This is a genomic window from Pedobacter sp. SG908 (genome assembly GCF_011759615.1).
GTDB lineage: Bacteria > Bacteroidota > Bacteroidia > Sphingobacteriales > Sphingobacteriaceae > Pedobacter > Pedobacter riviphilus.
On record NZ_JAAOYY010000002.1, the window covers coordinates 486,176 to 511,910 of the forward strand.

The following is a 25,735-nucleotide window of genomic DNA, read 5'->3' on the forward strand; positions in this document are numbered from 1 at the left end:
CTCTTATTGCCAAGCAAACTAACTTTTATATACACATGAAGAAAAACTTTAAGGTACTTGCCCTCGCAGGTATCGTAGCACTTGGTGTAGCTGGATCAGGTTCGGCATATGCCCAGAAAAAATCTAAAACAACAAAAGGGGCTACTCCTGCAGCTCCAACTTCAGCCCCGGCAGCAGCACCCAAAAAAGAAGGAATTAAACCATTCTCTGAAGTAATTACCGCAAAAGCCAGAACAACAAACGGCTTATTCAAAACACACAAAGTAGACGATAAATGGTATTTTGAAATACCAGATTCGATGATTAACCGCGAAATGCTTGTGGTTACGCGACTGGCAAAAGTACCCGCGGGCGTAAAAGTTGGCAACCAGCAGTATGGTGGTGAAGAATTAAACGAACAGGTTTGGAAATGGGAACGCAGAGGCAAGCAGGTTTACATCCGCGTACCAAGTTATTCAACTAAGGCCGATCCGAACAGCGATATGTACGAATCGGTACAAAACTCCAATCTTGCACAGATTTTAGCCAGCTTTGAAATTAAGGCTTATAATAAAGATACAACAGGGGTTGTGATTGATGTTACCGATTTTTATAATGGCGATGTAATGGCAATCGGCGCTACCGATCAAATCCGTAAAGCCTATAAAGTTACCATGTACGATGCAACACGTTCTTATATCGATACGGTAAAAACTTTCCCTATTAATGTTGAAGTAAAAACGGCTAAAACCTACCGTGCAGCAGAATCTCCAACAGATAATAGTAATGGAGCGGTTACTTTCGAATTCAATACGTCGATGTTATTATTGCCAAAAACTCCTGTAAAAGCCAGAATAATGGATAGCAGAGTTGGTTTTTTTGGTCAATCTCAAATCGATTATGGAAGCAATGCACAAAAGGCAGAGCGTACAGCCTATATTCACCGCTGGAATTTAGTTCCGAAAGATACAAATGCCTATAAACGTGGCGAATTAGTAGAACCGGTTAAACCTATTGTAATTTATATCGACCCTGCGACACCAAAAAAATGGGTGCCGTTTTTGATTCAGGGAATTAACGATTGGCAGGTAGCGTTCGAAGCTGCTGGTTTTAAAAATGCCATTATAGGTAAAGAAGCGCCAACACCACAACAAGATCCTCAGTTTAGTGTAGAAGATTCTAGATATTCGGTTGTTCGTTATTTTGCTTCAGATATTGCAAATGCTTACGGCCCGCATATCAGCGATCCCCGTACCGGACAAATTTTAGAAACGCATATTGGCTGGTACCATAATGTAATGAATCTATTGCGTAACTGGTATTTTGTACAAACAGCAGCCATTAATCCTGAAGTGCGTAAAGCTAAATTTACCGATGCACAAATGGGCGAATTGATCCGTTTTGTTTCTTCACACGAAATTGGCCATACTTTAGGCTTACCGCATAATTTTGGCTCAAGCTATGCTTATCCGGTTGATTCGTTACGTTCAAAAGCGTTTACAGATAAACATGGTACCGCACCATCTATTATGGATTATGCCCGTTTTAACTACATCGCTCAACCTGGCGATGGGGTAACCAAGCTTCACCCGCAAATTGGAGAATACGATAAATGGGTAGTGAAATGGGGATATTCTTGGATTCCTGGAAATAAAACTGCAGAACAGGAAAAAGAGATTTTAGATCAGTGGACATTAAAAAATGCGGGTAATCCTTTATATTTCTATGGCCGTCAGGGAACATCATTAGATCCTCGTTTGCAGAGCGAAGATTTAGGCGACAATGCGATGAAAGCAAGTACTTATGGTATTGCTAATTTAAAACGTATCCTTCCAAACGTAGAAAAATGGACTTATCAAAAAGGAAAAGATTACAGCGATTTAAAAGAAATCTACACCGAAATTGTTGGCCAGTTTAACCGTTATATGGGGCATGTGGCCACAAACGTTGGTGGATTAAGCGAAAATTTTAAAACCTACGATCAAAAAGGACCAGTTTACGCTTATTTGCCTAAGGCGAAACAAAAAGAAGCTGTTGCTTTCTTCAATCAACAATTATTTACTACGCCACTTTGGTTAATCAGTAACGATCAACTAAGTAAATTCGATAACGGAGTGCTTTTAAACCGGATTAAAGGTGTTCAAACAAATACTTTGGGGAACCTATTATCGGCATCCCGTATTGCACGTTTGTTAGATAACGAAACAAAAAACGGCACAGCAAAAGCATATACTTTGCCCGAGTTATTTACTGATTTAAGGTCATCGGTTTTTGTTGCAGGAAGAGCAGATGCATTTAAACGTAATTTACAACGCGCTTATGTAGACCGTTTACAGGATCTAATGACTAAAGAAAACGAACTTCCGGTTGGATTTCCTGCAGATTATGCAGCAAGTTATGGTTTAACACCAATTAATGTTGGTTTATCTGATATCAGGCCATTGGTTAGAGCAGAGCTGAAAACCTTATTAGCTACTACAAAAGCCAGGGCAGCAGCAGGCGATGCCATTACCAAAGCGCATTACGAAGATTTAAACATCAGAATTAAAGATATTTTAGATCCGAAGAAATAATTAGTGAGCGAATTAGAGAATGATTGAATAGCGATACACCCATTCAATCATTCAAAATTAAAAAACAGTGTGGATCATCCAATTGATCGCTCGCGCTAGCAACCCCGCAGGTTTTGAAAACCTGCGGGGTTTTTTATTGACTACGTTTGTATAATTCTTGATGCTTTAAGCTAAACACGCAGCAGTTTTCTAATTTTATGATTAAAACAGCCATTATGTTTAAAAGATTATTGTTTGTCGCTACCTTATTCACATACGGTTTATCTGCTTTTGGCCAAAGTATAGATTCATTAACCATCGTAAAAACCAAATGGCATAAAAATAGAATTGCCAGGCAGGTGGTTTTATTTCAGCATCACTTTGATCAGAAAAATCTTTTCGCTGCAAATGAAAATATTTCATTTTTAGAAATAAAAAATACCGGTCGAAAGGCCGTTTTTGCTATTGGTGCAGAAGCGAAAGAACTGATTACTACCAGTAATTTCGGGTTACGCGATACAGCAATTGCTGCAATAAATGGCAATTTTTTCGATGTGAAAAACGGAGGTTCGGTAGATTTTGTTCGCGTTAATGGAAAAACCATTAATACTAACCGTTTGGATAAGAATGGAAATCGGGCAAGGCATCAGGAAGCTGCGGTTGTAATTGAGAAGGGAAAAATTTCGATCAAAAAGTGGGATGGAACAACCGATTGGGAAACCAAACTGACCGCTGAAAATGTTTTGTTAAACGGCCCTTTATTAATTTTGAACCATGTTGATGAAACGTTGGATACTGCCGGTTTTAGCCGCTTACGCCATCCGCGTACCTGCCTGGGCATAAAACCAAACGGGCGCGTGATTTTATTAACCGTTGATGGAAGGAACGAAAACTCTGCAGGCATGAGTTTGTTCGAACTAACCAAATTAATGCGTTGGTTAGGCTGTGCCAGTGCCATTAACTTTGATGGTGGTGGTTCAACTACGCTATGGGTAAATGGCATGGGCGGTAATGGCGTAATTAATTATCCTACCGATAATAAAAAGTGGGATCACGAGGGGCAACGCAAGATAGCCAATGTAATATTGGTGAAGAAAAAATAAGCGTTGCGCTTGGTTTAAATGATTTGCTGCTGCAGTGCGCGGCGAACTTTCATGACCCTCATGATTTGGTGCTGCACACTGCAGCGGGTTTTCATGATACTCATGAAAGGTTGCTCCTTGTAGCGGAAGCTTTCATGACCCTCATGATTGATCGTTGCGTAAGGCAGGAAACTTTTATTGGAAAATACCCTGCAAGTTTAAATTATGGCAGTTCGGGCGCATTTTACTTAAAACTTAAAGGCCTTTTTAGATAATTACTTATTTTAGGGGCATATTTTTTATTGCAATGTTTAAAAACACCTTATACTTTTTCTTTTTTATGCTGTGGCTTTCGTCGTGTAAGTTTGGCTCTAAAACCAGCGATCCAACGTTACGTGATTTTACTTTCGAGCCTGTAAAAGGCATTCGCTATCAAGAGGTAAAACGACGCTTTAAAAATGGACTTTCTTTTAATGCGGAAGGTTTTATGCAAAAACCATCTTGGATTATTGAAGTGGCTAAAGAAGACACCATGATGGCCTGGAGCCCGCAGAAAAAGAAGATGCAGAAGTTTTACATGCAATATGATCATGGAAACGTATATAATTTCGCTGCAGAATTTTTTAAGGTAAAGCACATCAGTAAAGATAGTCTGGTTTTTCAACGTATACAGGTAGACGGAAAGGTAATTGCCGCCGATATACGCTCGGATGTAAACATGACCTTTTATGCACAGGATTACATTAAAAATAAATTGAAAGCCAAGGCTGCCGATCTGCAAAAACCCACCAAAGCCGATACCGCTTTTATCGAAAAACGTTCGGCCAAGGTTAACCTCAATAGCGATAGTGCTTTTGCCGCTACAAACCCAGTTCAGTTTATTCCTAAGAGCAAAATTGCAAGGGTCGAAAAAATCAGTACGGTAGACCGGACAAATAACAGAACCGAGGCTTATGATTATATGTTTCCACAGTATATTATCAGGATAGACCGGGCTTATAAAGATTTTGCTTACCAGGTTGCGGCGGTTGTCGATTTTCAGGGAGGGATACACGTAAAAACGGTTTATAACGTGCTTCCTGAGAATGCTGAAGCTAAAAAAAAGGTGGCTCAGGGAATTGCTGATATCTATGTTAGAAACCTTTTTGATGTAGCTCCTGGAACGACATTAGGGATTCCGCACAATAGCGAAATTACCCTGACAATAATTGGGAAGGCAATTAAAAAGCCTTAGTAATCTGCTATTTACAAAATTTTAACGTTAAAAAAATGTTAAAATTTATTTTGATTTTAAAAATTAAAACTTACCTTGCATACTTAATTTTAATATTTAATACAATGCAAGAAGGCACAGTAAAATTCTTCAATGTAACTAAAGGTTTTGGCTTTATCATCCCTGCGAATGGCGATAGCGAAATTTTTGTTCATTCAACAGGTCTTATCGACGAAATCCGTGAAAACGACAAAGTTCAGTACGAAGTTGCTAACGGTAAAAAAGGCTTAAATGCCGTTAATGTGAAAGTAATTTAATTTATTTATCATATTTACAGAGAAGGCTGCTTTCTTGCGATGGCGGCCTTTTTTTATTTTCTTTTTCTACCTCACAGATCATGGCTTATTATTTTATCATTCCGGGTTTGGGCAATTCTGGTCCAGACCATTGGCAAACGCACTTCGAAAAATCAGGAGACAATTTTATCCGCATCGATCAACAGGAGTGGGATTTACCGGCAAGTAAAGATTGGATCGAAAATATAGATAATGCTTTTATCGGTTATAATCTTAACGATGTAGTTTTAATTGGCCATAGCCTAGGTTGTACTGCAATAGTTAACTGGGCAAAACAATACCAAAGGATAATTAAAGGGGCCTTATTGGTTGCGCCAAGCGATTTGGAAGCGCCACGTTATACATTTGCAACAGTTGGTTTCGATCATGTGCCTTTGGATAAGTTAAACTTTAAAACAATTGTTGTGGCCAGTACAGATGATGAATGGGTAACTATAGAAAGGGCTGAGTTTTTTGCCAAAAATTGGGGAAGCGAATTTATTAATATTGGTAGTGCTGGCCATATTAATGCCGATGCAGGTTTCGGGGAGTGGCCAGAAGGATTGGAGATCCTTAAAAAACTGGGTTAAAAGTTTCCCGCAGATTTCGCAGAAAACACAGAGGTCAAAATAAATCTGTATAAATCAGCTTAATCTGCGGGCATATACAAGCTAGGTTTTAATGTTTATTTATCCTTTTCCTCAAAAACTGATCAAGAAATATCAATCCGATCACCAGGTCGATAAATAAGAAGCTATATAGTACAGTAGGAGTAATGTATTGATCTAAATTATAGTTCAGGTTAACATTAAAGTCGAATTTAGGCATATTTAGGTCCGAATGGTAAAGCACATAGCCAAATAAGGCTAGTAATGAGATTACGAAAAAACCTCCAATGCAATAGATAATCTTTTTATCAACCCGTGTTTTCATGGCAACCGGCGCGGGTACTGTGGCCACACTTTCCATTACATTCCTGTTGAAAGACATGGAAGGTTCATCAAGATCGATTTCATTAAAAACGAAATTAAGCTTTAACAGTTCCTCATACTGCGATTTAATCTCAGCATCCGATTCAATTTTTTCTTCGATGGCTTTTTTTGAAGAATCGTCCAAATTCCCATCAATATAGTCCCAAAGCTGTTGTTCTATTGTGTTCATAGTAACTCCTTTACTTCATCTTTTAACAAATATTGTAATTTTTCTTTAAGTCTTTGTCTAGCCCTGTGCAACTTAACTTTTATCGTGTTGGGCTCCATGTGCAATGCTTCGCCAATTTCTTCTAAACTCTGTTCGCCTTTATAAAATAGGGTAATAATAGCCGCATCATCTGGTAAAAGCTGGGTAATGGCAATATTTAAAAAAGTATGGCTGTCTTGCTTCTCATAGCCGTTAGCGTTAAAGCCAGAAGTCTGATTTTCGAGCTGTAAAACAGTACCTTCATCATGAATAGATGTGGTATCTAAGCGGTTTTTCCTTAAAAAAGTCATGGCCGTAGTATAGGTAATAGTGTACAGCCAGGTACTAAATTTGGCCGTCTGTTTAAAAGTGCCCAATGCTTTATATGCTTTTACAAAGCAATCCTGTGCAATTTCTTCGGCATCTTCCCTGTTTTTCGAAAACCTTAAAGCAAGCGTAAACACAAACCGCTGATGGCGTTTTACCAATAAGGAATACTGATCGGTTTCGCCGTTCAATACCTTCTGGATCAGCTCTAAATCTGTAGGTTTTTGCTCCATGTTTAGCAATAAGACTACATTAAAGATAAGTAGGTTACACGTGAAACATAATTAAAGGAATTTATTATTTATCAATAACGATACGGATTATGCTAATAGTTTAGTTTTTTGGAAATGAAAGGGCGGTTTTCATTGGAGATTGCAGTCCTGCTGTTCGCTGTAGCCCTCATGCTTCGGGGCTGCCGCTGCCATCAGGTTTACGAACAGCGTGCGTGCACCCTGCAGCCTTAAAATGAAATGCTGTTTTGGCCATTTAGCCCCGGGTGAAGCGGTACCCTGTAGGCTGAGGAACGAAGCCGAAGCGTATAAGCGCAACACGGGAACTCCGTTCTTTTCTTGCATAAGCATTGCGCTCCAAAAAAGATAAGTTAATCTAACATTTGTTGTTTGGAAATGAAAGCGCGGTTTTTCATCGGGGTGTTCAGTCCCGCTTTCCATTACAAGTCCTCGCTTCGCTGTGGGCTTTTCATTGCAATCGGGTTTATAAATAGGGTTGCTGCGTCTTGGCCAAAAAAATAAAACACTGTTTTAGCCATTTAGCCCCGGGTGAAGTGGTACCCTGTGGGCTGAGGAACGAAGCCGAAGCGTATAAGCACAACACGGGAACTCCGTTCTTTTCTTGCATAGGCATTGCGATCCAAAAAAGATAAATTAATCTAAACATTTGTTTTTTGGAAATGAAAGGGCAGTTTTTTATGGCGGGCTGTAGTCCTGCTGTTCGCTATAGCCCTCATGCTTCGGGGCTGCCGCTGCCATCAGGTTTACGCACAAAGTTTTGGTGCCTTGCAAACCCAAAAAAGCATGTATCAGGCCCTGGCGAAACCTGCGAAGTTTTGCTTGCGCTATTGGTCTTATAAATTTCGCAAGTTATCCACTAATGTGAGGCGAAAAACTTTAGTCCTGCAATTGACCCGATAAGTGTGCAGATAAAAAATATCCGCCAAAAGGTTGCGGGTTCATTAAAGTAAAAAATCCCGATAATTACCGTTCCTACAGCACCGATACCTGTCCAGACGGCATAAGCAGTTCCCATGGGTAAAGTTTGGGTTGCTTTATTTAGCAATAAGAAACTTAAAACAATGCAGACAAAAAAAGCGGTACTCCATTTTATGTTCGAAAAATTGTTCGATAATTTAAGGCAGGTAGTGAAGCCAACCTCGAAAAGGCCCGCTATAATTAAGATAATCCAGTTCATAATAAATGTGTTTCTGCAAATTTAAGGCACATTTATCGGGCAGCATTTTACAAATGTTAAAAAATGATTTTATTTATGAGCAGCCCTTATTCGGCTCAAGGTAACCTGTGTTACACCGAGGTAAGAAGCAATATGTTTTAAGGCTACTCTTTTAATCAGCTCGGGAGATTGATTTACGAAATCCTGATAACGCTCTGTCGCCCCTTTAAAAGCCCGGTCTATTAATCTTCTTTCAGTAGCAATTAGCTCCTGTTCTGCAATTTTTCTACCCCAGTTGGCAATTTCTAAATGTTGCTCGTAAAGCGAAAAAAGATCAGCCAGCCTAATTTGAATTAAACGGCAGTTTTCCAATAGCTCAATGTTCTCGTACCCAGGGCTGTTATTAATATAGCTGTTAAAAGAGAAAAGAACGGAACCACTTTGTCCGAACCAAAAGGTTATTTGCTGGTTTTCGCCGTCAGAATAGGCTCTGGCAATACCACTTTCGAGGATATAGAAATAAGGTTCAATTTTATCGGCATAGATCAAAATCGTTCCTTTCCGATGTTCTACCTGTTTGGAAACAGCAGCCAGCCTTTCTAAAGCTTCATTGCTGAGCGGCTTAAAGATTTCTATATTTTTTAACTGATTGTACAATGAAATTTTGAATGTTTTATAAAGCTATCGATTTTTTTTAGCAAGGGTGTAACCTGATTAAAAAGCATGTAGTCATAATACACAGAACACGGTTCAATTTAAGCAATAGAATATTTACAAATTAAAAAATTATAATCATGGAAGGTATATTAGTTCCAATCTCGCTTTTTTTAGGCGCATTCGCAATGGTATTCGGAATCCGCTATCTATCTAACAAAGAGAAAATGGCAATGATCGAAAGAGGAATCGATCCGGGGGTGCATAAGGCCACACCAAAACCGTTTTTAAGTTTAAAGTTCGGTTTGCTGTTGGTTGGTTTAGGAATTGGCTTGCTGGTAGCACTCTTTACCGTTAGGGGAGTATTCGGCAATGATATGACGCATAGCGAAGAAGGGCAGTCAGTAGCCGTTTACTTTGGTTGCATAGGAATTTTCGGTGGATTGGGTTTAATCGTTTCTTATCTGGTAGAAAAGAAATGGTTGGATAACGAAAAAGGATAAAAGTATTAATCATTAACCAATGAACCCAAAACGTATTTATGCCCTGGGGTTTTTCCTTGTTTTAATCTGTAGTTTAGTATACGCTGTTCCGGCAAGGGCGCAAAAGCTAAACAATAGGGTAGATAGTTTAATTACCACAGTATTAAAAGATAAGGAAGGCCCCGGGGGTGTATTTATGATTGCCCAAAGAGGAAAAATGATTTACCAAAAAGCTTTTGGAAAGGCCAATCTGGAACTTGGGGTAAACCTGACTCCCGAAAATGTTTTCCAACTAGGCTCAATGACGAAACAGTTTACGGCTGTTGCGGTACTGATGCTGGAGCAGGGGGGCAAGCTGAGTGTAACTGATCCTATTTCCAAATATATAACCGATTACCCGGCTGGCGATAAAATAACCATACACCAGCTCCTTACGCATACTTCGGGCATTAAAGATTTTACCCAAATAAAATCGCTTGGCAGCATCGCTCAAAAGGAAATGACACCTAAAATGATGGTCGACTTTTTCAAAAATGAACCTGTCGATTTTGCTCCTGGAGAGCGGTTCGAATACAATAACTCAGGCTATGTGCTATTGGGTTATCTTATAGAACTGGTTTCAGGTGAGCGTTACGAGGATTTTATTAAAAAGTATATTTTTGATCAGGTTGGTATGAGCCATTCTTATTATGCCAGCGACAGGCGGGTGATAAACCAAAGGGCTTACGGATACCAGAAAAAAGAAAATACTTATGTAAATAAAACGGCAATCAGTTTTAGCGTTCCTTTTTCTTCTGGTTCATTAATGTCTACTGTGGCTGATTTGTTGAAGTGGCAGAATGCTTTAAATCAAAATAAACTGCTCAATGCCAGTGAAACAAAGAAAATGTTTTCGTCGTATAAATTAAATAACGGCAAAATGTTAAGCTACGGCTATGGCTGGCACCTTAAAGATATAGATGGAATAGCAACCAGAGAGCATGGTGGCAGTATATTTGGATTTAAAACCATGGGCGTTTACATTCCCAGCGAAGATATTTATGTAGTTGGCTTAAGTAACTGCGACTGCAATTCGCCAACCGAGCTTATCCGGAATATTGCAAAACTTGCTATCACGAAACCTGCAAAAACCAACTAAATAAAGCCGGGTTGTTTTTACTGTGGTTTATTAATAATCGCTACGGTTAAACGGCTAATGCAGTTCATCTTTCCACGTTCGTCGTAAATTTTAATTTCCCAAACATGGGTTTTTGCTCCAATATGTAAGGGTTTGCAGATGCCTTTTACCAAACCGCTTTTTACTGGCCGTAAATGGTTGGCGTTTACTTCTAAACCCACAGCAACATATTTCTCTGGGTCGATACACATATAAGAAGCAATACTACCCAGTGTTTCTGCCAAAACCACCGAGGCGCCGCCGTGTAAAATCCCAGCGGGTTGGTGTGTGCGCTCATCAACAGGCATGGTTCCGATAATAAAATCTTCACCAATTTCGGTAAAACGGATATCGAGTAGTGCTCCAAGATGATTTTTTGGACGGTTGTTCAGCTCATCAACAGTAAAATTTTTAAACCACATGATAACGTTCTTTTAAAATGGAAACATGGTGAATAATATGGCCACCTACAATAAATAAAATAGATTTTACATTAATTTCTCTGCCCGAAGCAATACCTTTTCTGTTTAATTCTTCTTCATTTAAAGATTTAAAAAGGTATAAATTGGCTTTACGCAGCGCGATGAATTCCTCAATCAGATCTTCCAGATCGCGTTCAGCAAAGCGGGCGTTCAGTACATAGTCATCTTCCTCGAAACCTGGTAAAGGTTGCTGTTCTTTTCGGGCAAAACAGGTAATCCGAAAAGCAAAAACACGTTCAGCATCAATAATATGGCCCAGCATTTCTTTTAGTGTCCACTTACCTTCGGCATAGGCATAATCAGCTTTATCGGCATTCGCCCTAAACAGGGCAGGAAGACTTTGAATCTGATCGTTTAATATTTCGAAAATATCTCTATCAACTTTACTGATATAGGTTTCGCCCCAAGTTGGATATTCGTTAGGCTGTGGTCGGTTCATATTTTAAACTGCTTTTTAATATTATTCTAAAAGTTGTGCCTTTACCGAGTTCAGAGTCTTTTACAAAAATTTCTCCACTGTGGTAATTTTCTACAATCCGTTTGGTAAGCGATAAACCCAAGCCCCAGCCGCGTTTACGGGTGGTGTAGCCAGGTTGAAAAACCGCGTCGAACTTAGATCTTGGAATGCCCTTTCCGGTATCGCTAACATCAATAAAAACCTGCTCTTTGGCTAAATTTTCTATGATATTGATGGAAATAGAGCCTTCGTTTTCAATCGCGTTTGCCGCATTTTTTAAAAGATTTTCAATCACCCAATCAAATAATGGAACGTTTAACATCGCCCTTACCTGCTCATCGCCGGTAATGTTAAATTTAACCTTGTCTGATGTTCGCACTTTAAAATAGCGGATAAAATCACTGATTACAATGTAAACGGTATGATCTTCGAGTATAGGTTTAGAACCGATCTTCGAGAAACGGTCGGTAATAATTTCCAGGCGTTTAATATCGTTCTCCATCTCGGCAATCAGCGGATCATCTTCTGCATCGAACTTAGATTTCATTAACTCCGTCCAGGCCATGAGCGATGATATTGGTGTTCCCAGCTGGTGTGCTGTTTCTTTAGCTAAACCCACCCAAACGTGATCCTGCTCATCCCGCCGGGCCGAACTAAATGCAGCATAGGCCGTTAACAGGAAAAGGAAAATAACACCCATTTGGATATAAGGAAAATACCTCAGCTGCGTTAAAATGAAAGAGTCGCGATAGTAAGCTTTAAATTTTTTGCCCAAAAAATTCATTTCATCTGGTGGATGCTGTGCTTTCATCTGCCTTAACTGACGCACAAAATAAAGGCTATCGTAAGTTAATTTGGCATCAGAAATGGGGTAATTGGTTTTTGTACTGTCGAGGCCGTTAAAAGAGGTAATCATTCCGGCCGAATCTGTCATGATTACAGGAGTTTTTGTATTTTTCCTTACGGTTTCTACTATATCACGATAATCATCATTGTCATAAAGAAACATGGCCCGTTCCTGGATTTTTACCCAAAGGTGAAACTGGTCGGCCTCTTCGCGCTCCATTTTTTTTACAAAAGAATCGGTGTAAAATACTGAAGCAATGCCAATTAAGATGGCAAAAATGAGAAGGAAAAACTTCCAGCGGCGCTTCTTTTGATAGGGGTTCATGCTTTAGCTAGCCAAATTACAATAACAAAACGAAAAAAACACAAAACCATTATGCTTTTTCAAAAACCTTACAGCAATCATTTTGAAAGCATAATAGCTTCATCGCAGATGAAAACGCTATAAAATGGATGAAAAACATATCTTTGTGGCGTCTTGCGCTTTGCGTATGGCAATAGGCGTTCATCGCGCCTTCAGCCCAGCGCCAACCGCTCAACAATTCAATCATGGATAAAAAAGTTAGAGTAAGATTTGCCCCAAGCCCAACCGGAGGTTTGCATTTAGGTGGTGTGCGCACTGCCTTGTTCAATTATTTGTTTGCGAAAAGAAATAATGGAACTTTTGTACTTCGCGTAGAAGATACCGATCAAAACCGCTTTGTAGAAGGCGCAGAACAATATATTGTGAACTGTTTAGATTGGTGCGGTATTACGCCAGATGAAAGCCCTAATAACCCAGGTGCTTATGGTCCGTATCGTCAAAGCGAACGCAAAGCAAGTTATCGTAAATTTGCCGAACAGTTAATTAGTGATGGTTATGCTTATTACGCTTTCGATACACCAGAAGAATTGGATGCCAAGCGTAAAGAAATTCCAAATTTTCAATATGGGCAGGCTACGCGTATGCAGATGCGCAACTCTTTAACCCTTACCGTTAGCGAAGTTGAAGAGTTATTGGCGACCCAAACACCACATGTTATCCGCATTAAAGTACCAGCCGATGAAATTGTGCATTTTAACGATTTAATCCGCGGCGATGTAAGTTTCGAAACCTCGTTGGTTGATGATAAAGTATTATTAAAGGCTGATGGAATGCCAACCTACCATTTAGCCGTTGTGGTTGACGATAAGGCAATGGAAATTAGTCATGCTTTTAGGGGAGAAGAGTGGTTGCCTTCTGCACCTGTTCATATTTTACTTTGGAAGTATTTAGGCTGGGAAGCAGAGATGCCTGCATGGGCACACTTACCTTTAATCTTAAAGCCAGATGGACATGGAAAATTAAGTAAACGTGATGGCGACCGATTAGGTTTCCCGGTTTATGCGATGAACTGGACCGATCCTAAAACCGGAGATATAACCAAGGGTTTTAAAGAAATGGGGTTTATGCCCGAAGCTTTTATCAATATGCTGGCCCTTTTAGGCTGGAATGATGGTACTGACCAGGAGTTATTCTCGTTAAAAGAACTGGAAGAAAAATTCTCGATAGAAAGAATTAGTAAGGCAGGGGCTAAATTCGATTTTGAAAAGGCAAAATGGTATAATCACGAATGGATTAAACACTCTTCATTTGACCGTTTACATTTGGCAGTTAAAGCCGAGCTCGAAAAAGCAGGAATTGAAGTTAAGGATCAAGTGTTTCTAGGTACAATTATCGATTTAATTAAAGATCGCTGTACATTATTGCCTGATTTTGTGGCACAGAGCAGTTACTTTTTTAATTCACCGGCAGAGTATGATATAAACTCGGTAAAACCAAAATGGACAGTAGAAAAAGCTGATTTCTTTAATGCTTTTGCTGATAGTTTAACATTAACTGATGCGGGTACTGCTGAAGCAGCTTTTAAAGCCTTAGCCGAAGAAAAAGGCTTTAAACCAGGCGAATTGATGTTGCCATTTCGCATTATGCTGGTAGGCGGTAAATTTGGTCCGGGTGTTTTCGATATTGCTGTATTGTTGGGCATAGCAGAAACTAAAGCAAGGATAGCAAAAGCAATTGCTGTTTTTAATAACTAGTATATCCTTCAGGGAATACGAGAAGACAATACCGAGAAGTCAAGTTTTAAACTTGGCTTCTTTTTTTTGCCAAAAATGAGAATGGATAAATCAATAAAAATAATTTATACTTTAGTATAACAATTGTGTCGGAATTAAGGTTATTCATTAAACAAAAAAATAGATTATGCAATGGTTTGGTAAAGGCAGTAATAATGTAGAAGACGGCAGAAGCGGTGGTGGCGGAAAAACCATCCTCGGTGGGGGGGTAGGTATAATAATCGTAGTGCTGGGTTTAATTTTTGGTAAAGATTTAACGGGTTTGGTTAGCCAGATTCCGGCTACTACAGGTACGGAGGAAGTAAAACAAGGCGTACCAGCTAACGACCCACAGGCCCAGTTTGTGGCGGGCGTTCTAGAATCTACGGAGCAAGTTTGGGATAAAGAATTTCAAGCTATGGGCAAGCAGTATGAATATCCTAAACTCAGACTATTTAGGGAAGCAGTGCAAACGGCATGTGGGAATGCAAGCGCCAATGTTGGGCCGTTTTATTGCCCGGGCGACCATAAAGTCTATATCGATTTGTCATTTTATGACGATTTAAAAAACCGTTTCGGTGCTGCTGGAGATTTTGCCCAGGCTTATGTAATTGCACATGAGGTTGGCCATCATGTTCAAAATTTATTGGGAATCTCAGAAAAGCTAGATCAGGCACGTGGCCAGGTTAGTGAAAAAGAATATAACCGCTTGTCAGTAAAATTAGAGCTACAAGCCGATTTTTTTGCAGGACTTTGGGCGCATAATGCACAAAACCTTAAAGATTTTAAATTGGATGAAGGTGATATAGAAGAAGCATTAACTGCTGCAAATGCCATTGGCGATGATAAATTGCAAAAACAGGCTACAGGCGATGTTCAACCCGATTCTTTTACCCACGGTACCTCTGCCCAGCGTATGTATTGGTTTAAAAAAGGCTTTGAAACTGGAGATATTAGACAGGGCGATACCTTTAATTCAAGTAATTTATAAAAAATAAAAACTTTTTTAAAAGCACATTGTTTACTTACATTTAATGAGGTTTTTATCTCAGCACCAATCGTAATTATCCCTGCTTCTTATTTGTTTTAATAAAAATGATCCTTATAGTTGATGACAGGCCAGAAAACCTGATCTCGTTACAGAAAGTACTCCAAGCACACAATTTTGAGGTTGATACCGCATCATCTGGAGAAGAAGCGCTGAAAAAAGTTTTAAAAAATAACTACGTCCTGATTATTCTCGATGTACAAATGCCAGATATGGATGGCTTTGAGGTAGCCGAAACCATTTCGGGTTTTAGTAAGGCAAAAGATACTGCCATTATATTTCTTTCTGCTGTAAATACCGAGTTAAAATTTATTACAAAAGGATACCTTAGCGGTGGATTGGATTATATCACCAAGCCCGTTGATATTAATGTGCTGCTTCTAAAAATAAAAACATTTTATCGCATTTATGAGCAGAATAGAAAGCTTAACGAGGTGCAGGAAAAATTGCTCGAAGAAATCGAATTCAGGAAACAGGCCGAGCATAAAAAAGACGAATTTATCAGTATTGCCAGCCATGAGCTTAAAACACCCTTAACAAGTGTAAAAGGGTATATTCAGCTGTTGCAGCGCAGCCTTAATAGAGATGATAAAGCAATGGCTCAGAACCACCTCGAAAAAGCCAGCATCCAACTCGAAAAACTAAACGAGTTAATTGTCGATTTGCTCGATATCTCGAAAATCGAAAGCGGAAAGATGAAGTTTAACATGAAAAGCTTTTATGCTGATAATATGGTAAACAATGCGATCGAGATGTTACAGCAATCTAATCCCGATTTTAAAATCAGTAAGCTAGGTAAAACAGACGACATGATATTTGGTGATGAAATGCGTTTAGAACAAGTCGTCATCAATTTTATCACCAACGCCATTAAATATGCCCCAGGTACCAACCAGGTTAATGTAACCACGCATATTAAAGATGAAAAACTTTATCTGGCTGTGAAAGATTTTGGTATAGGTATTTCAAAAGAGCAGCAGCACAAAATTTTCGATAAATTTTATCGGGTAGAAGAAAACAGTAATCGGTTTAATGGCCTGGGCATTGGCTTATATATCTGTTCAGAAATCATTAACCGCCACGGAGGCACAATAGGCGTAAACAGTGTGCCAGATGAGGGGTCTGAATTTTATTTTATTATTCCTACAACAGAAGAAGAAATCCTTAAAAATCAAATCTAATTATCCTTAATCCATATTAATGAAAACAACTCTTAAAAATAATTTACGTTTAGGCCTTGGCTTATCGCTAATTATTCTATTTATCAGTTCGCTGGCCTCTTACATCAGTATTGGCAATCTTATTAAAAGTACCGAACTGGTAAAAAAAAGTGATGAGGTGATATTAAATGCTGAGAACATTATATCCTATTTAAAGGATGCCGAAACTGGTCAGCGGGGTTTTTTATTAACAGGGAACAAGGTGTTTTTAACACCTTATTATGGCGCCAACGATTCGGCCGCTTTGATTCTAAAAAAAGTTGAGCTCGATACCAAGGATAATAGTGTTCAGCAAAAAAATGTAGCAGCACTTAAAAATATTCTTTTTAAAAGAATGGATATCATTAAATCGACCATAGAGATTAAAACTTTAGGCGGTGTTATTGATCCAACTGTTTTGTTTCAGGGCAAGCTTTATATGGATGAGGCTAGGGAAATTGTAAGTAAAATGGTAGTTGAAGAGAAAAGATTACTTGAAGAAAGAACCAACGAATTAAATAAGCTTACATCTTATACCCCGATCCTGATTTTAATTGCGGCGCTCCTTGCCATTCTGATTACTTTGTTTTTTTACCGGAGGGTATCAATTGATTTTGATGAACGTGTTAAACTTCAGCAAGAAATTGAAGATAAAAAAACCGAGATGGAGAAACGTATAATTGCCATTAAAGAAATTGCCTATCAAATTTCTAGTGGTAATTATGGTGTAAAACTCGATAGTCAAACCGCGGATGATATTGGAGAACTTTCTGATTCGCTAAATACAATGTCATTATCATTGAAAAAATCTTTTGATACTTTAGCAGAGAATGAATGGTTGCAAACCGGAGTAGCTAACCTAAACGTGAAAATGGTTGGCGAAAAAGATGTTTTCCATCTGGCAGAAGATATTATAGCGTTTTTGGCTAATTACACTAAGAGCCAGGTAGGTGCCATTTATTTATTTAAAGATGATGGATATCTGCATTTAAAAGGGCAATATGCTTTACGAGGACAAAATCTACTCCAAACCATAGAACTTGGGCAGGGCTTAATTGGCCAGGCGGTTAAATCAGGTAAGCCAATATTATTGGATGATGTTCCGCAGAACGAGCTAACCATTACACATGCTACGGGGAATATTAAACCAGCACAGGTAATTGTGTTACCAATAATTAGAAATGAAATTTCAATAGGCGGTTTAGAACTAGGTACCATTGGTAAATACAGCGATCTGCAATTGCACTTTTTAAACTTGGTTTCATCTGATGTGGGCACCGCCTTATTAGGGGCGCAGAACAGGCAAAAGCTACAGCAGCTGTTAGAAGAAACCCAGGCACAATCAGAAGAGTTGCAGGTTCAGCACAGTGAGTTGGAGGGTTTAAATGCGGAGCTTGAAGCGCAGGCACAAAAACTGCAGGCCAGTGAAGAAGAATTACGCGTACAGCAAGAAGAACTGTTGCAAAGTAACCAGGAGCTGGAGGAAAGAAGCAGCTTATTGGAAGAAAAAAATGAACTGATAGAAGAACGTAATATAGAGATTCAGCAAAAGGCTGAGGCTTTAGAATTGAGTACAAGGTATAAGTCAGAATTTTTGGCCAATATGTCGCACGAGTTAAGAACACCGCTCAACTCGATATTGTTGTTGTCGAGGTTAATGGCCGAAAATGAGGCTATGGATCGGGAGCATCAGGAATATGCAGAGGTTATTCAAAGCTCAGGCCAGGGCCTTTTAAGCTTAATTGACGAAATTTTAGACCTTTCTAAAATCGAAGCTGGCAAAATGGAACTCGATAGAACAAATATTAAGGTTGACGAGGTTATTTTCAACATGCGTTCGCTGTTTAATCCTTTAGCTAAAGAGAAGAACCTAAACTTTGTTATCGAAAAATCGCCAGAAGTTCCAGAGTTTTTTCATACCGATAAAATGCGCTTGGAGCAGATCATTAAAAACCTGCTGTCAAATGCCATTAAATTTACTGCCGCAGGTGCTGTAACCTTAAATATTAATAAAAATGAAAAGTTAGGCGCGTTGGTATTTAAGGTTACCGATACGGGAGTAGGTATAGCGCCCGAAAAGCAGGGCATGGTATTCGAAGCTTTTCAGCAGGCAGATGGCTCTACGCGCCGTAAATTTGGTGGTACAGGCCTTGGGCTTTCAATTAGTAGAGAGCTGGCCAAACTATTGGGCGGATATATTGATTTAAAAAGTACAGAAGGCGAAGGGAGTATTTTTACGCTCACTTTACCCATTGATAGAAATAAAGGTTTTGATGGTATTGTGCCAAGTGTAGACCAACCGATAATCGCCTTGGAAGCACCAGTAAAAAAAGTGAGCCATTTAACCGTAGATAATATTCCACAAGAGGTTGAAGATGACCGAGATAATATTCAGCCTGATGATAAGGTGATTTTAATTGTTGAAGATGATACTCCTTTTGCTAAAACACTTTTAGATTTTACCAGGAAAAGAAATTATAAAGGTTTGGTTGCCGTTCGTGGCGATGCAGGTATAGAAATGGCGAAAACCTTTAAACCACTTGCCATTTTACTTGATATCCAATTGCCGGTTAAAGATGGCTGGCAGGTAATGGAAGAGTTGAAATCGGATCCATCAACGCGCCCCATTCCGGTACACATCATGTCTTCCCTACAGGTTAAGAAAGAAAGTTTATTAAAAGGTGCAGTAGACTTTATAAATAAGCCTTTTGCCTTTGAGCACATGCAGGAGATATTTTCGAAACTGGAGCATGCCTTAAGCCGTCATCCTAAAAAAGTACTCATTGTTGAAGAAAATGAGCAACATGCCAAAGCATTAAGCTACTTTTTAAGCAATTTTAACATCCAGACAGAAATTGTTAACCAGGTAAAAGAAAGTGTTTCTGCCTTACATAAGCCAGAGGTTAATTGTGTGATCTTGGATATGGGCATTCCTGACAAGCATGCTTACGATACGCTGGAGGTGGTAAAGAAAACGCCCGGCTTAGAAAATTTACCAATCATTATTTTCACAGGTAAAAACCTTTCAAAAGGAGAAGAGAATCGGATCAAACAATATGCTGATTCTATCGTTGTAAAAACGGCACATTCTTATCAGCGTATTTTGGATGAAGCAGGCTTGTTTCTTCACTTGGTAGAAGAAAAAAGTAAGGAAAAGATAAAAACACCTAAAAAGTTTTCCGAATTGCAGGATGTATTGGTTGGAAAAACCGTTCTGGTAGCAGATGATGATGTGCGTAACATCTTCTCCTTAACCAAAATGCTAGAGCAGCACCAGATGAAAGTTATAGCAGCAACCGATGGTAAAGAGGCACTTAAATTACTAAATGAAAACCCAGGAATTGATGTTGTTTTAATGGATATGATGATGCCGGAATTAGACGGTTACGAAACTACAACAGCCATCAGGCAGGATATTAAATATCGAAACCTGCCCATTTTAGCCGTTACTGCAAAAGCCATGATGGGCGACCGCGAAAAGTGCATTGCTGCAGGTGCGTCTGATTACATTAGCAAACCCGTAGATATGGATCAACTGATATCGTTATTAAGAGTATGGTTGTACGAAAATCACCATAAATCATAAACCATTTTTTATTTTATGCCTCAAAAATTAATTCTCATAATTGATGATGATAACCGAAACATTTTTGCTTTAAAAGCTGTTTTAAAGGCCAAAGGTTTTGATTGTTTATCTGCTTTAAGTGCCAAAGACGGTTTTTCTATTCTAGAAAAGCACGATAATGTTGCCATTGTTTTAATGGATATGATGATGCCAGACATGGACGGTTATCAAGCTATTGCAGTAATGAAGAAATCGGCGAGAATGCAGGATATACCTGTGTTAGCGGTAACCGCCCAGGCTATGGTTGGAGATAGGGAGCGTTGTTTAAGCGCAGGAGCATCGGGCTATATTTCAAAGCCGATAAATGTTGATGAGTTATTAGTGCAAATAGAAAATTTTACAAAATAGCAGGTGATAAGTGATGCGATAGATAATGAACAGGTAGAAATCCTGTTAAATGATGTTCTAGAAACTCATGGTTATGATTTTCTGGAATACTCTCACGCATCGATAAAAAGAAGGATTATACGCCTTTATGGACTGGATAATTTTGTGAGTTTTGCAGAATTTCGCTACGCAATTAAAACAGATAAGCAATATTTTAAGCGGTTTTTAGAGGAAATTACGGTTAATGTTACCGAAATGTTCCGCGATCCTTCTTTTTATAAATCGTTGCGGAATGACGTACTTCCTGTGCTGGGCACTTATCCGTTTATCCGGATTTGGGTGGCGGGCTGCTCTACCGGAGAAGAGGCTTATTCGCTTGCCATTGTTTTAAAAGAACTTAATTTGCTCAATAAATCGCTTATTTATGCCACAGATATTAATCCATCGGTTTTAGATAAAGCAAAAAAAGGCATGTTCCCCTTAAATTATTTAAAGCAGTATTCCGAAAATTACCTGCAATCGGGTGGTTTAAAAGATTTTTCTTCTTATTACACAGCGAACTACTCTTTGGCAAAATTTGATGAAGGCTTAAACAGTAAGATGATCTTTTCTACGCATAATCTGGTTTCCGATCATTCTTTTAACGAGTTTCAGCTAATTTTATGTAGAAACGTATTAATTTATTTTGATAAAGATTTACAGCATAAAGTATTTAACCTATTTGATAGTAGCATCGAGAAATTAGGCTATCTTGCCCTAGGAAGTAAAGAAAGTTTAGAGTTCTGGCCAAAAGCCAAAGAATATAAAAGGGTTAAAATGGAGAAAATATGGCGGAAACTGTAGATTCTATATCGTGTGGTGCATTAATTATTGGCGGCTCGGCTGGTAGTTTAGATGTATTGCTCGAAATTTTTCCAGCCCTAAGGAACGATATTAGTTTCCCTATTGTGTTAGTGGTTCACCGTAAGGCAAGTAATCAATCTCTTTTAACCGATTTATTAAAATCGCGCACTACATTGACAGTTAGCGAAGCAGAAGAAAAGGAATTTTTAAACGCAGGCAAAGTTTTTATCGCACCTGCTGATTATCATATGCTGATAGAGGAAGACCAAAGTATATCTTTGGATTATTCTGAAAAAGTAAATTATTCCCGACCATCAATTGATGTTACCTTTCAGTCAGCAGCTGAGGTTTTTAAAGAAAAATTAGTTTGTATTTTGCTTTCAGGATCTAATGCCGATGGAGTAGAAGGGTTAAAAAGTGTAAACAATTATAGCGGTAGGGTAGTTATACAGAATCCACGTACGGCCATAATGCCGTATATGCCGCAACAGGCGGTTCTGAATGTCGAACCGCATATAATATTGGATAGCTATGATATGGCTAATTATATAAATAAGTTAAATGGTTGATTGCTTTTCGGAGGTTAATATGATAGTTACAAAAAAAGTATTTGTTTTTGATGATAATAGGGATATCCTTGATCTCTGTACATTTATTTTGGAAGATGCAGGGTATGAGATAAAAACATCAGAAAATGCCAACAACATAGAAGAGCAGGTTGCAGCGTATATGCCTGACTTAATTTTTATGGATAATTGGCTACCCGATTTGGGAGGTATACAGGCTACTAAAGCATTAAAAAGCCATCCTGATTTAAAACATATTCCAGTAATTTATTTCTCGGCAAATAATGATATATCTTCACTGGCCGATGAAGCTGGTGCCGATAGTTATCTATCGAAACCTTTTGATATTGCCGCGCTTGAAGAAATTGTAAAAAAACATTTGAGTTAGGCGCTATTTAACCGCAAAGCGCGCAAAGATAAATCGAAGGACGCTAAGCAATAGCTTTTTATATATCCTTTGCCAACTCCGCGAAAAAACGCAGCGCCCTTTGCGGTTAAACGCCTTATTCCTTTCCCCAAATCCTTGTATTCAGATCCAATTCCTTAACAATATCATACATAAATTTTATGGTAGAGATATCTTCATTTACTGTTTCTGGACTTAGCAATGATTTAAAAACGGGCGCCTCAAAATAATTCCGATTCAAAGGGAAAGCGATGTACATCCTCGATTCGATAAAGGATAGACTGATATTATACTTGGTTTGATGATTGAGGTTTAGTATGCGTTCCATCATGGCAGGTGTAAGGATATATCTAGATTCTACCTGATCTGAGCCATAAGTCACAAAAGTCTTATCAAATTCTACATTCTCCAATTGGATAACATCATTACCGCTAAAAGAGAACAGGTTTTTAGAAAACCATGCACCAAAGGCTGCTCCGAAATCTTTTGGTCTGACAATGGTTACGCGATTAAATTTCTTGTTAAAATCGGCAGCAAAGAGGATGCCCTTAAAAATGTCGTGCCACTCTGTTCGGGTTCCGTTTTTGGTTTGGGTTACTGTTTTGTATTCAGCATGCACCTCAGCAAAGTAAAACCGGGTTTTATCAGCACATCCAGTTACCAGGTCCTCTGTTTTATAACGATCGGGCTCATTGCTAAACAACTGTGTGTACATAAACTCCGAAGCTTCGATCCCCTGGTAAGGATTAATCGCTAAACTTTCGTCTAAAAATTTAAGGGCAGCACCAATTACATTGGTTTTGTAAGCACTTTGGTAAGCTGTTAAAGAATCGTTGATTTTAAATAACAAAACACTGCCGTAAATAAGAGGTATTAAACCACCAATTACACCAGGAATAGGAAAGCCGAGGAAGAAGCCTAGAATACAAAGTAGAATGCCAGCGGCAATAAAAATATAGCCTTTGGTTTGGGTAGCGGCAATTCTTTTGCGTTCTATCTCCATTGTAGCCAAAACTTGTTGCAAGGCTACATTATTTGCAATATCGAACGACATTAATTGTTAAAGAGTTCTTTTGCGCTAATGTTTTTACGCTCTTCAGCTGCGGTTTCTAAAACGGCAATAGCTTGGAAATTTAACATTCCGGCAAATAAACTGCCTGGGAACATCATAATCGAATTATTGTAATCGGTTACGGAGGCATTATAGGTTCTTCTAGCAGCCGCAATCTGTTCTTCGCTCTCGGTCCAGGTGGTTTGCAGGTTAATAAAATTAGTATTGGCTTTTAAATCGGGGTAATTTTCGATGTTGACCATTAAACCTTTCACACTATTGCCCAATTGCGCATCTAAATCTGCTTTTTCTGCATTGCTAATATTTGGTGAACCTGCTTTAGCTCTCAGTTCAACTATTTTGGTTAAGGTTCCCTGTTCATAAGTAGTGTACTGTTTTACCACTTCAACAAGATTTGGGATAAGGTCGAACCGCTTTTTAAGCATTACATCAATGGCAGAGAAGGCATTTGTTACCTGGTTTTTCTTCCCGATGAGGGAGTTGTAAAAGAAAATCCCGATAAGAAATATAAATCCGATAACAACGAGGGCAATAATCATAATTTTAGTTTAAGGTTTAGAGAATAAAGATAAGAAAAGGTTACAATATGTTATCGCTTTTCATTTTGTTCCCGTTCACGCTTTATCCGGCGTTCTAGCCGCCTCTGTTTTCTTTGTAAATGATTGGCCCGCATGGCCTTAAACTTTGCAATATGTTCACGTACTTTATTCTGCTTTTCTTCGGTAATGCCAATACTATATTTTATGCCTGTAAAAAGGCTCTTCCAGATCATGTTGAAGAAAGAGGTATTTGCCGGCCTGCTGTAATTAACGGCTACAGGTACCAGTTTTCCATCTGCGCCTGGGTTTTCTGATTTAATGATTAAGGCATTTGCTAAGAAAGAAAGAAAACCGCGGGTAACCAGGTGATCTTTTTCTGGGTCGTTTTTCATCAGCGCAACAGAAAGGTCGTAGTAGGAGAATGCTACCGTTCCTTTTGCGCCTAAATCGTTCGCTTTAAAATTAAACTTCAATTTATCTACATTCCCGCGGTTAATGCGCACCAGGCCAAGTGGTTTAGTAATCTGATTTAAAACCCGCGCATTAAAATTGTGTAAAACTCCATTGTAAGAAAATGCGCCATCTTTAGCGGTAAGGTCGAATATAAAGTTCACATCTAGCTTTCCCTGACCAAATAAATAAGTATTCAGATTAACCTCCATGATCGGGTTTATGGCCTTAATATTATTAAGGTTGGTAGCATTTTTTATAATTCCGGAGGTGTTTTCAAAACTGATCCGTCCTCTTTGATTACTTTCTCTGTTGAAAACCGAATAGTTAACATTTACATCTTTCAGCTGTATTTTCTGGACCAGAATAGGCGCACGAACAAGCTGCAAAAGCTGATGGGGGAACTTTCCAATTTTGCTTTCCTGCGATTTTTTAAGGAGGCCATTGTGGTTAAATACCGAAATGAAACCATTGGTAATGGCCATTTCCTTTGCCCAAAGTTCTTGTTTGCTGATGTATAATGGCAAATCAATCCCATTAAGCATAATGTTGTGCATCTTGATGTCGAAACGTTCTTTCGCATACCCGGCAACTTTGCCAAAGTTCATCTCATCATGTAGGGGTACCAAAGCAAAACTGTTAATCCTTAACTTACCTGTTGTTGCCCTGAAATCCAGCTTATCTAATTGGATATCGTACATCTTGTCTGGAGTGTGGTATACATAGTTATTCAGATTGACCACAATATCCTTAAGTAAATAAAATCTTTTAGGATCATCAGCAGAGGTAGAATCAACCAGCAAATCGGTTAACGTAATATTAAGGTCGTCAATATCGAAAGGCACAGAATTAGGAACATTTTTATTCACATACTTAAAACTTACATCCTTAAAACGGATGGTTTTAATGCTAAACTCTTTCAGGTTTTTGGAGATGATATCGTAAGGCGATTTAATGGGCCTGGGTGCACGCCCTTCATTAAAATCGAACTGTTTATTAACCATCGTTACCTCAGGTTTATCGAATATGATTTCCTCTAATTGCAGTTTTTTTTCGCGGTACAAGGTTAACGGGTGGAAGCGCTTAACCACCAGTTTTTTTAAAGAAACGGTATATAAATTGTTTGGTGCCCTTTTTAAGGCTATAAGTTGCTTAAACCGATTGGTATCGGGCATTATTTTTACATTCTGCAAAGTAGCATTGCCTGTAAAAACGTTGGTAGATACCTTGGTAAAACTAATGGTATATAAACTATCGGTTGATTTGTAGAGCAGTGTTTTGATCCTGTCGGTTAAAATAGGACGAGATTTTACATTTAACAACCAAGCTATACCTGCAAGTACGATAAAAACACCGAGTAATATACACGCAATCCATTTAAAAGCTTTATAACGGTATCTTTTGGTATCAGGCATTAAACAATGAGAGGTTGT

25 protein-coding genes are annotated in these 25,735 nt (G+C 38.7%); 15 read left to right on the forward strand and 10 right to left on the reverse strand.

The annotated features are described in order from the left end of the window. The first annotated feature begins 35 nt into the window (after nucleotides 1–35). The 5 genes from FHT21_RS17045 (at nucleotide 36) to FHT21_RS17065 (ending at nucleotide 5,751) form a co-directional block, all read left to right on the forward strand. The gene (locus FHT21_RS17045) at nucleotides 36–2,552 is read left to right on the forward strand and encodes a zinc-dependent metalloprotease (RefSeq protein ID WP_167295965.1); all 2,517 of its coding nucleotides are present in this window, start codon (nucleotides 36–38) and stop codon (nucleotides 2,550–2,552) included. Between the two features lie 215 nt (nucleotides 2,553–2,767). Then, nucleotides 2,768–3,634, forward strand: a complete 867-nt coding sequence (locus tag FHT21_RS17050; RefSeq protein WP_167295966.1) for a phosphodiester glycosidase family protein — start codon at nucleotides 2,768–2,770, stop codon at nucleotides 3,632–3,634. Nucleotides 3,635–3,953: 319 nt separating this feature from the next. Beyond that, the gene (locus FHT21_RS17055) at nucleotides 3,954–4,847 is read left to right on the forward strand and encodes a hypothetical protein (protein WP_223833454.1); all 894 of its coding nucleotides are present in this window, start codon (nucleotides 3,954–3,956) and stop codon (nucleotides 4,845–4,847) included. Nucleotides 4,848–4,951: 104 nt separating this feature from the next. Next, nucleotides 4,952–5,143: a cold-shock protein gene (locus FHT21_RS17060; protein WP_010599196.1), complete on the forward strand. Its 192-nt coding sequence runs from the start codon at nucleotides 4,952–4,954 to the stop codon at nucleotides 5,141–5,143. 80 nt (nucleotides 5,144–5,223) lie between these two features. Beyond that, entirely contained in the window at nucleotides 5,224–5,751 is a 528-nt protein-coding gene (locus tag FHT21_RS17065; protein ID WP_167295968.1) for an alpha/beta fold hydrolase, read from the forward strand. Between the two features lie 88 nt (nucleotides 5,752–5,839). Here FHT21_RS17065 and FHT21_RS17070 read toward each other — a convergent pair whose 3' ends face one another. The 4 genes from FHT21_RS17070 to FHT21_RS17085 all read right to left on the reverse strand — a co-directional run bounded on the left by FHT21_RS17070 (nucleotide 5,840) and on the right by FHT21_RS17085 (nucleotide 8,731). After that, on the reverse strand, nucleotides 5,840–6,322 hold the full coding sequence (locus FHT21_RS17070; protein WP_167295969.1) for a hypothetical protein: 483 nt from the start codon (nucleotides 6,320–6,322) through the stop codon (nucleotides 5,840–5,842). Next, entirely contained in the window at nucleotides 6,319–6,900 is a 582-nt protein-coding gene (locus FHT21_RS17075) for a sigma-70 family RNA polymerase sigma factor (protein WP_167295970.1), read from the reverse strand. The genes FHT21_RS17070 and FHT21_RS17075 overlap by 4 nt, the downstream gene beginning before the upstream one ends. Nucleotides 6,901–7,774: 874 nt before the next feature. Next, nucleotides 7,775–8,095: a multidrug efflux SMR transporter gene (locus FHT21_RS17080; RefSeq protein WP_167295971.1), complete on the reverse strand. Its 321-nt coding sequence runs from the start codon at nucleotides 8,093–8,095 to the stop codon at nucleotides 7,775–7,777. 69 nt (nucleotides 8,096–8,164) lie between these two features. Continuing rightward, complete coding sequence (locus FHT21_RS17085) at nucleotides 8,165–8,731, reverse strand: Crp/Fnr family transcriptional regulator (RefSeq protein ID WP_167295972.1); 567 nt, start codon at nucleotides 8,729–8,731, stop codon at nucleotides 8,165–8,167. Between the two features lie 137 nt (nucleotides 8,732–8,868). Here FHT21_RS17085 and FHT21_RS17090 point away from each other — a divergent pair, with 137 nt between their 5' ends. Continuing rightward, the gene (locus FHT21_RS17090; RefSeq protein ID WP_167295973.1) at nucleotides 8,869–9,231 is read left to right on the forward strand and encodes a DUF6249 domain-containing protein; all 363 of its coding nucleotides are present in this window, start codon (nucleotides 8,869–8,871) and stop codon (nucleotides 9,229–9,231) included. Nucleotides 9,232–9,250: 19 nt separating this feature from the next. Further along, nucleotides 9,251–10,348, forward strand: a complete 1,098-nt coding sequence (locus tag FHT21_RS17095) for a serine hydrolase domain-containing protein (RefSeq protein WP_167295974.1) — start codon at nucleotides 9,251–9,253, stop codon at nucleotides 10,346–10,348. A gap of 17 nt (nucleotides 10,349–10,365) precedes the next feature. Here the strand turns inward: FHT21_RS17095 and FHT21_RS17100 are convergent, their stop codons facing one another. The 3 genes from FHT21_RS17100 to FHT21_RS17110 are packed head-to-tail and all read right to left on the reverse strand — an operon-like array spanning nucleotide 10,366 to nucleotide 12,476. Beyond that, nucleotides 10,366–10,788, reverse strand: a complete 423-nt coding sequence (locus tag FHT21_RS17100) for a hotdog fold thioesterase (protein WP_167295975.1) — start codon at nucleotides 10,786–10,788, stop codon at nucleotides 10,366–10,368. Continuing rightward, nucleotides 10,778–11,287 (reverse strand): DinB family protein, encoded by a 510-nt coding sequence (locus tag FHT21_RS17105; protein ID WP_167295976.1) that lies wholly within the window; start codon nucleotides 11,285–11,287, stop codon nucleotides 10,778–10,780. The genes FHT21_RS17100 and FHT21_RS17105 overlap by 11 nt, the downstream gene beginning before the upstream one ends. Beyond that, nucleotides 11,268–12,476 (reverse strand): HAMP domain-containing sensor histidine kinase, encoded by a 1,209-nt coding sequence (locus tag FHT21_RS17110; protein ID WP_167295977.1) that lies wholly within the window; start codon nucleotides 12,474–12,476, stop codon nucleotides 11,268–11,270. The genes FHT21_RS17105 and FHT21_RS17110 overlap by 20 nt, the downstream gene beginning before the upstream one ends. Nucleotides 12,477–12,700: 224 nt before the next feature. On the opposite strand from FHT21_RS17110, the gene gltX reads away from it, so the two are divergent. The 8 genes from gltX (at nucleotide 12,701) to FHT21_RS17150 (ending at nucleotide 22,223) form a co-directional block, all read left to right on the forward strand. Then, nucleotides 12,701–14,209, forward strand: coding sequence for a glutamate--tRNA ligase (gene gltX / locus FHT21_RS17115; RefSeq protein WP_167295978.1), 1,509 nt, complete (start codon nucleotides 12,701–12,703; stop codon nucleotides 14,207–14,209). A 166-nt stretch (nucleotides 14,210–14,375) separates the two neighbouring features. Further along, complete coding sequence (locus FHT21_RS17120; RefSeq protein WP_167295979.1) at nucleotides 14,376–15,218, forward strand: neutral zinc metallopeptidase; 843 nt, start codon at nucleotides 14,376–14,378, stop codon at nucleotides 15,216–15,218. A 104-nt stretch (nucleotides 15,219–15,322) separates the two neighbouring features. Next, a complete protein-coding gene (locus tag FHT21_RS17125; protein ID WP_167295980.1) occupies nucleotides 15,323–16,456 on the forward strand; it encodes a hybrid sensor histidine kinase/response regulator in 1,134 nt (377 codons plus the stop codon). Between the two features lie 19 nt (nucleotides 16,457–16,475). After that, nucleotides 16,476–20,060: a response regulator gene (locus tag FHT21_RS17130; RefSeq protein ID WP_167295981.1), complete on the forward strand. Its 3,585-nt coding sequence runs from the start codon at nucleotides 16,476–16,478 to the stop codon at nucleotides 20,058–20,060. A 15-nt stretch (nucleotides 20,061–20,075) separates the two neighbouring features. After that, nucleotides 20,076–20,447, forward strand: coding sequence for a response regulator (locus FHT21_RS17135; RefSeq protein WP_167295982.1), 372 nt, complete (start codon nucleotides 20,076–20,078; stop codon nucleotides 20,445–20,447). Nucleotides 20,448–20,450: 3 nt separating this feature from the next. Beyond that, entirely contained in the window at nucleotides 20,451–21,269 is an 819-nt protein-coding gene (locus tag FHT21_RS17140; protein WP_167295983.1) for a protein-glutamate O-methyltransferase CheR, read from the forward strand. Then, nucleotides 21,254–21,838 carry a chemotaxis protein CheB gene (locus FHT21_RS17145; protein ID WP_167295984.1) on the forward strand — a complete coding sequence of 195 codons (585 nt, stop codon included), beginning with the start codon at nucleotides 21,254–21,256 and terminating at the stop codon, nucleotides 21,836–21,838. The genes FHT21_RS17140 and FHT21_RS17145 overlap by 16 nt, the downstream gene beginning before the upstream one ends. A gap of 19 nt (nucleotides 21,839–21,857) precedes the next feature. Next, nucleotides 21,858–22,223, forward strand: a complete 366-nt coding sequence (locus FHT21_RS17150) for a response regulator (protein WP_190327084.1) — start codon at nucleotides 21,858–21,860, stop codon at nucleotides 22,221–22,223. Nucleotides 22,224–22,338: 115 nt separating this feature from the next. Here the strand turns inward: FHT21_RS17150 and FHT21_RS17155 are convergent, their stop codons facing one another. From FHT21_RS17155 to FHT21_RS17165, 3 genes are read right to left on the reverse strand one after another with little or no spacing between them, the layout of a single operon-like run. Continuing rightward, nucleotides 22,339–23,295 carry a DUF3137 domain-containing protein gene (locus FHT21_RS17155; RefSeq protein WP_167295985.1) on the reverse strand — a complete coding sequence of 319 codons (957 nt, stop codon included), beginning with the start codon at nucleotides 23,293–23,295 and terminating at the stop codon, nucleotides 22,339–22,341. Then, the gene (locus FHT21_RS17160; protein ID WP_167295986.1) at nucleotides 23,295–23,852 is read right to left on the reverse strand and encodes a LemA family protein; all 558 of its coding nucleotides are present in this window, start codon (nucleotides 23,850–23,852) and stop codon (nucleotides 23,295–23,297) included. The genes FHT21_RS17155 and FHT21_RS17160 overlap by 1 nt, the downstream gene beginning before the upstream one ends. 50 nt (nucleotides 23,853–23,902) lie before the next feature. Then, the gene (locus FHT21_RS17165; RefSeq protein WP_167295987.1) at nucleotides 23,903–25,717 is read right to left on the reverse strand and encodes a hypothetical protein; all 1,815 of its coding nucleotides are present in this window, start codon (nucleotides 25,715–25,717) and stop codon (nucleotides 23,903–23,905) included. Nucleotides 25,718–25,735: the final 18 nt, after the last annotated feature.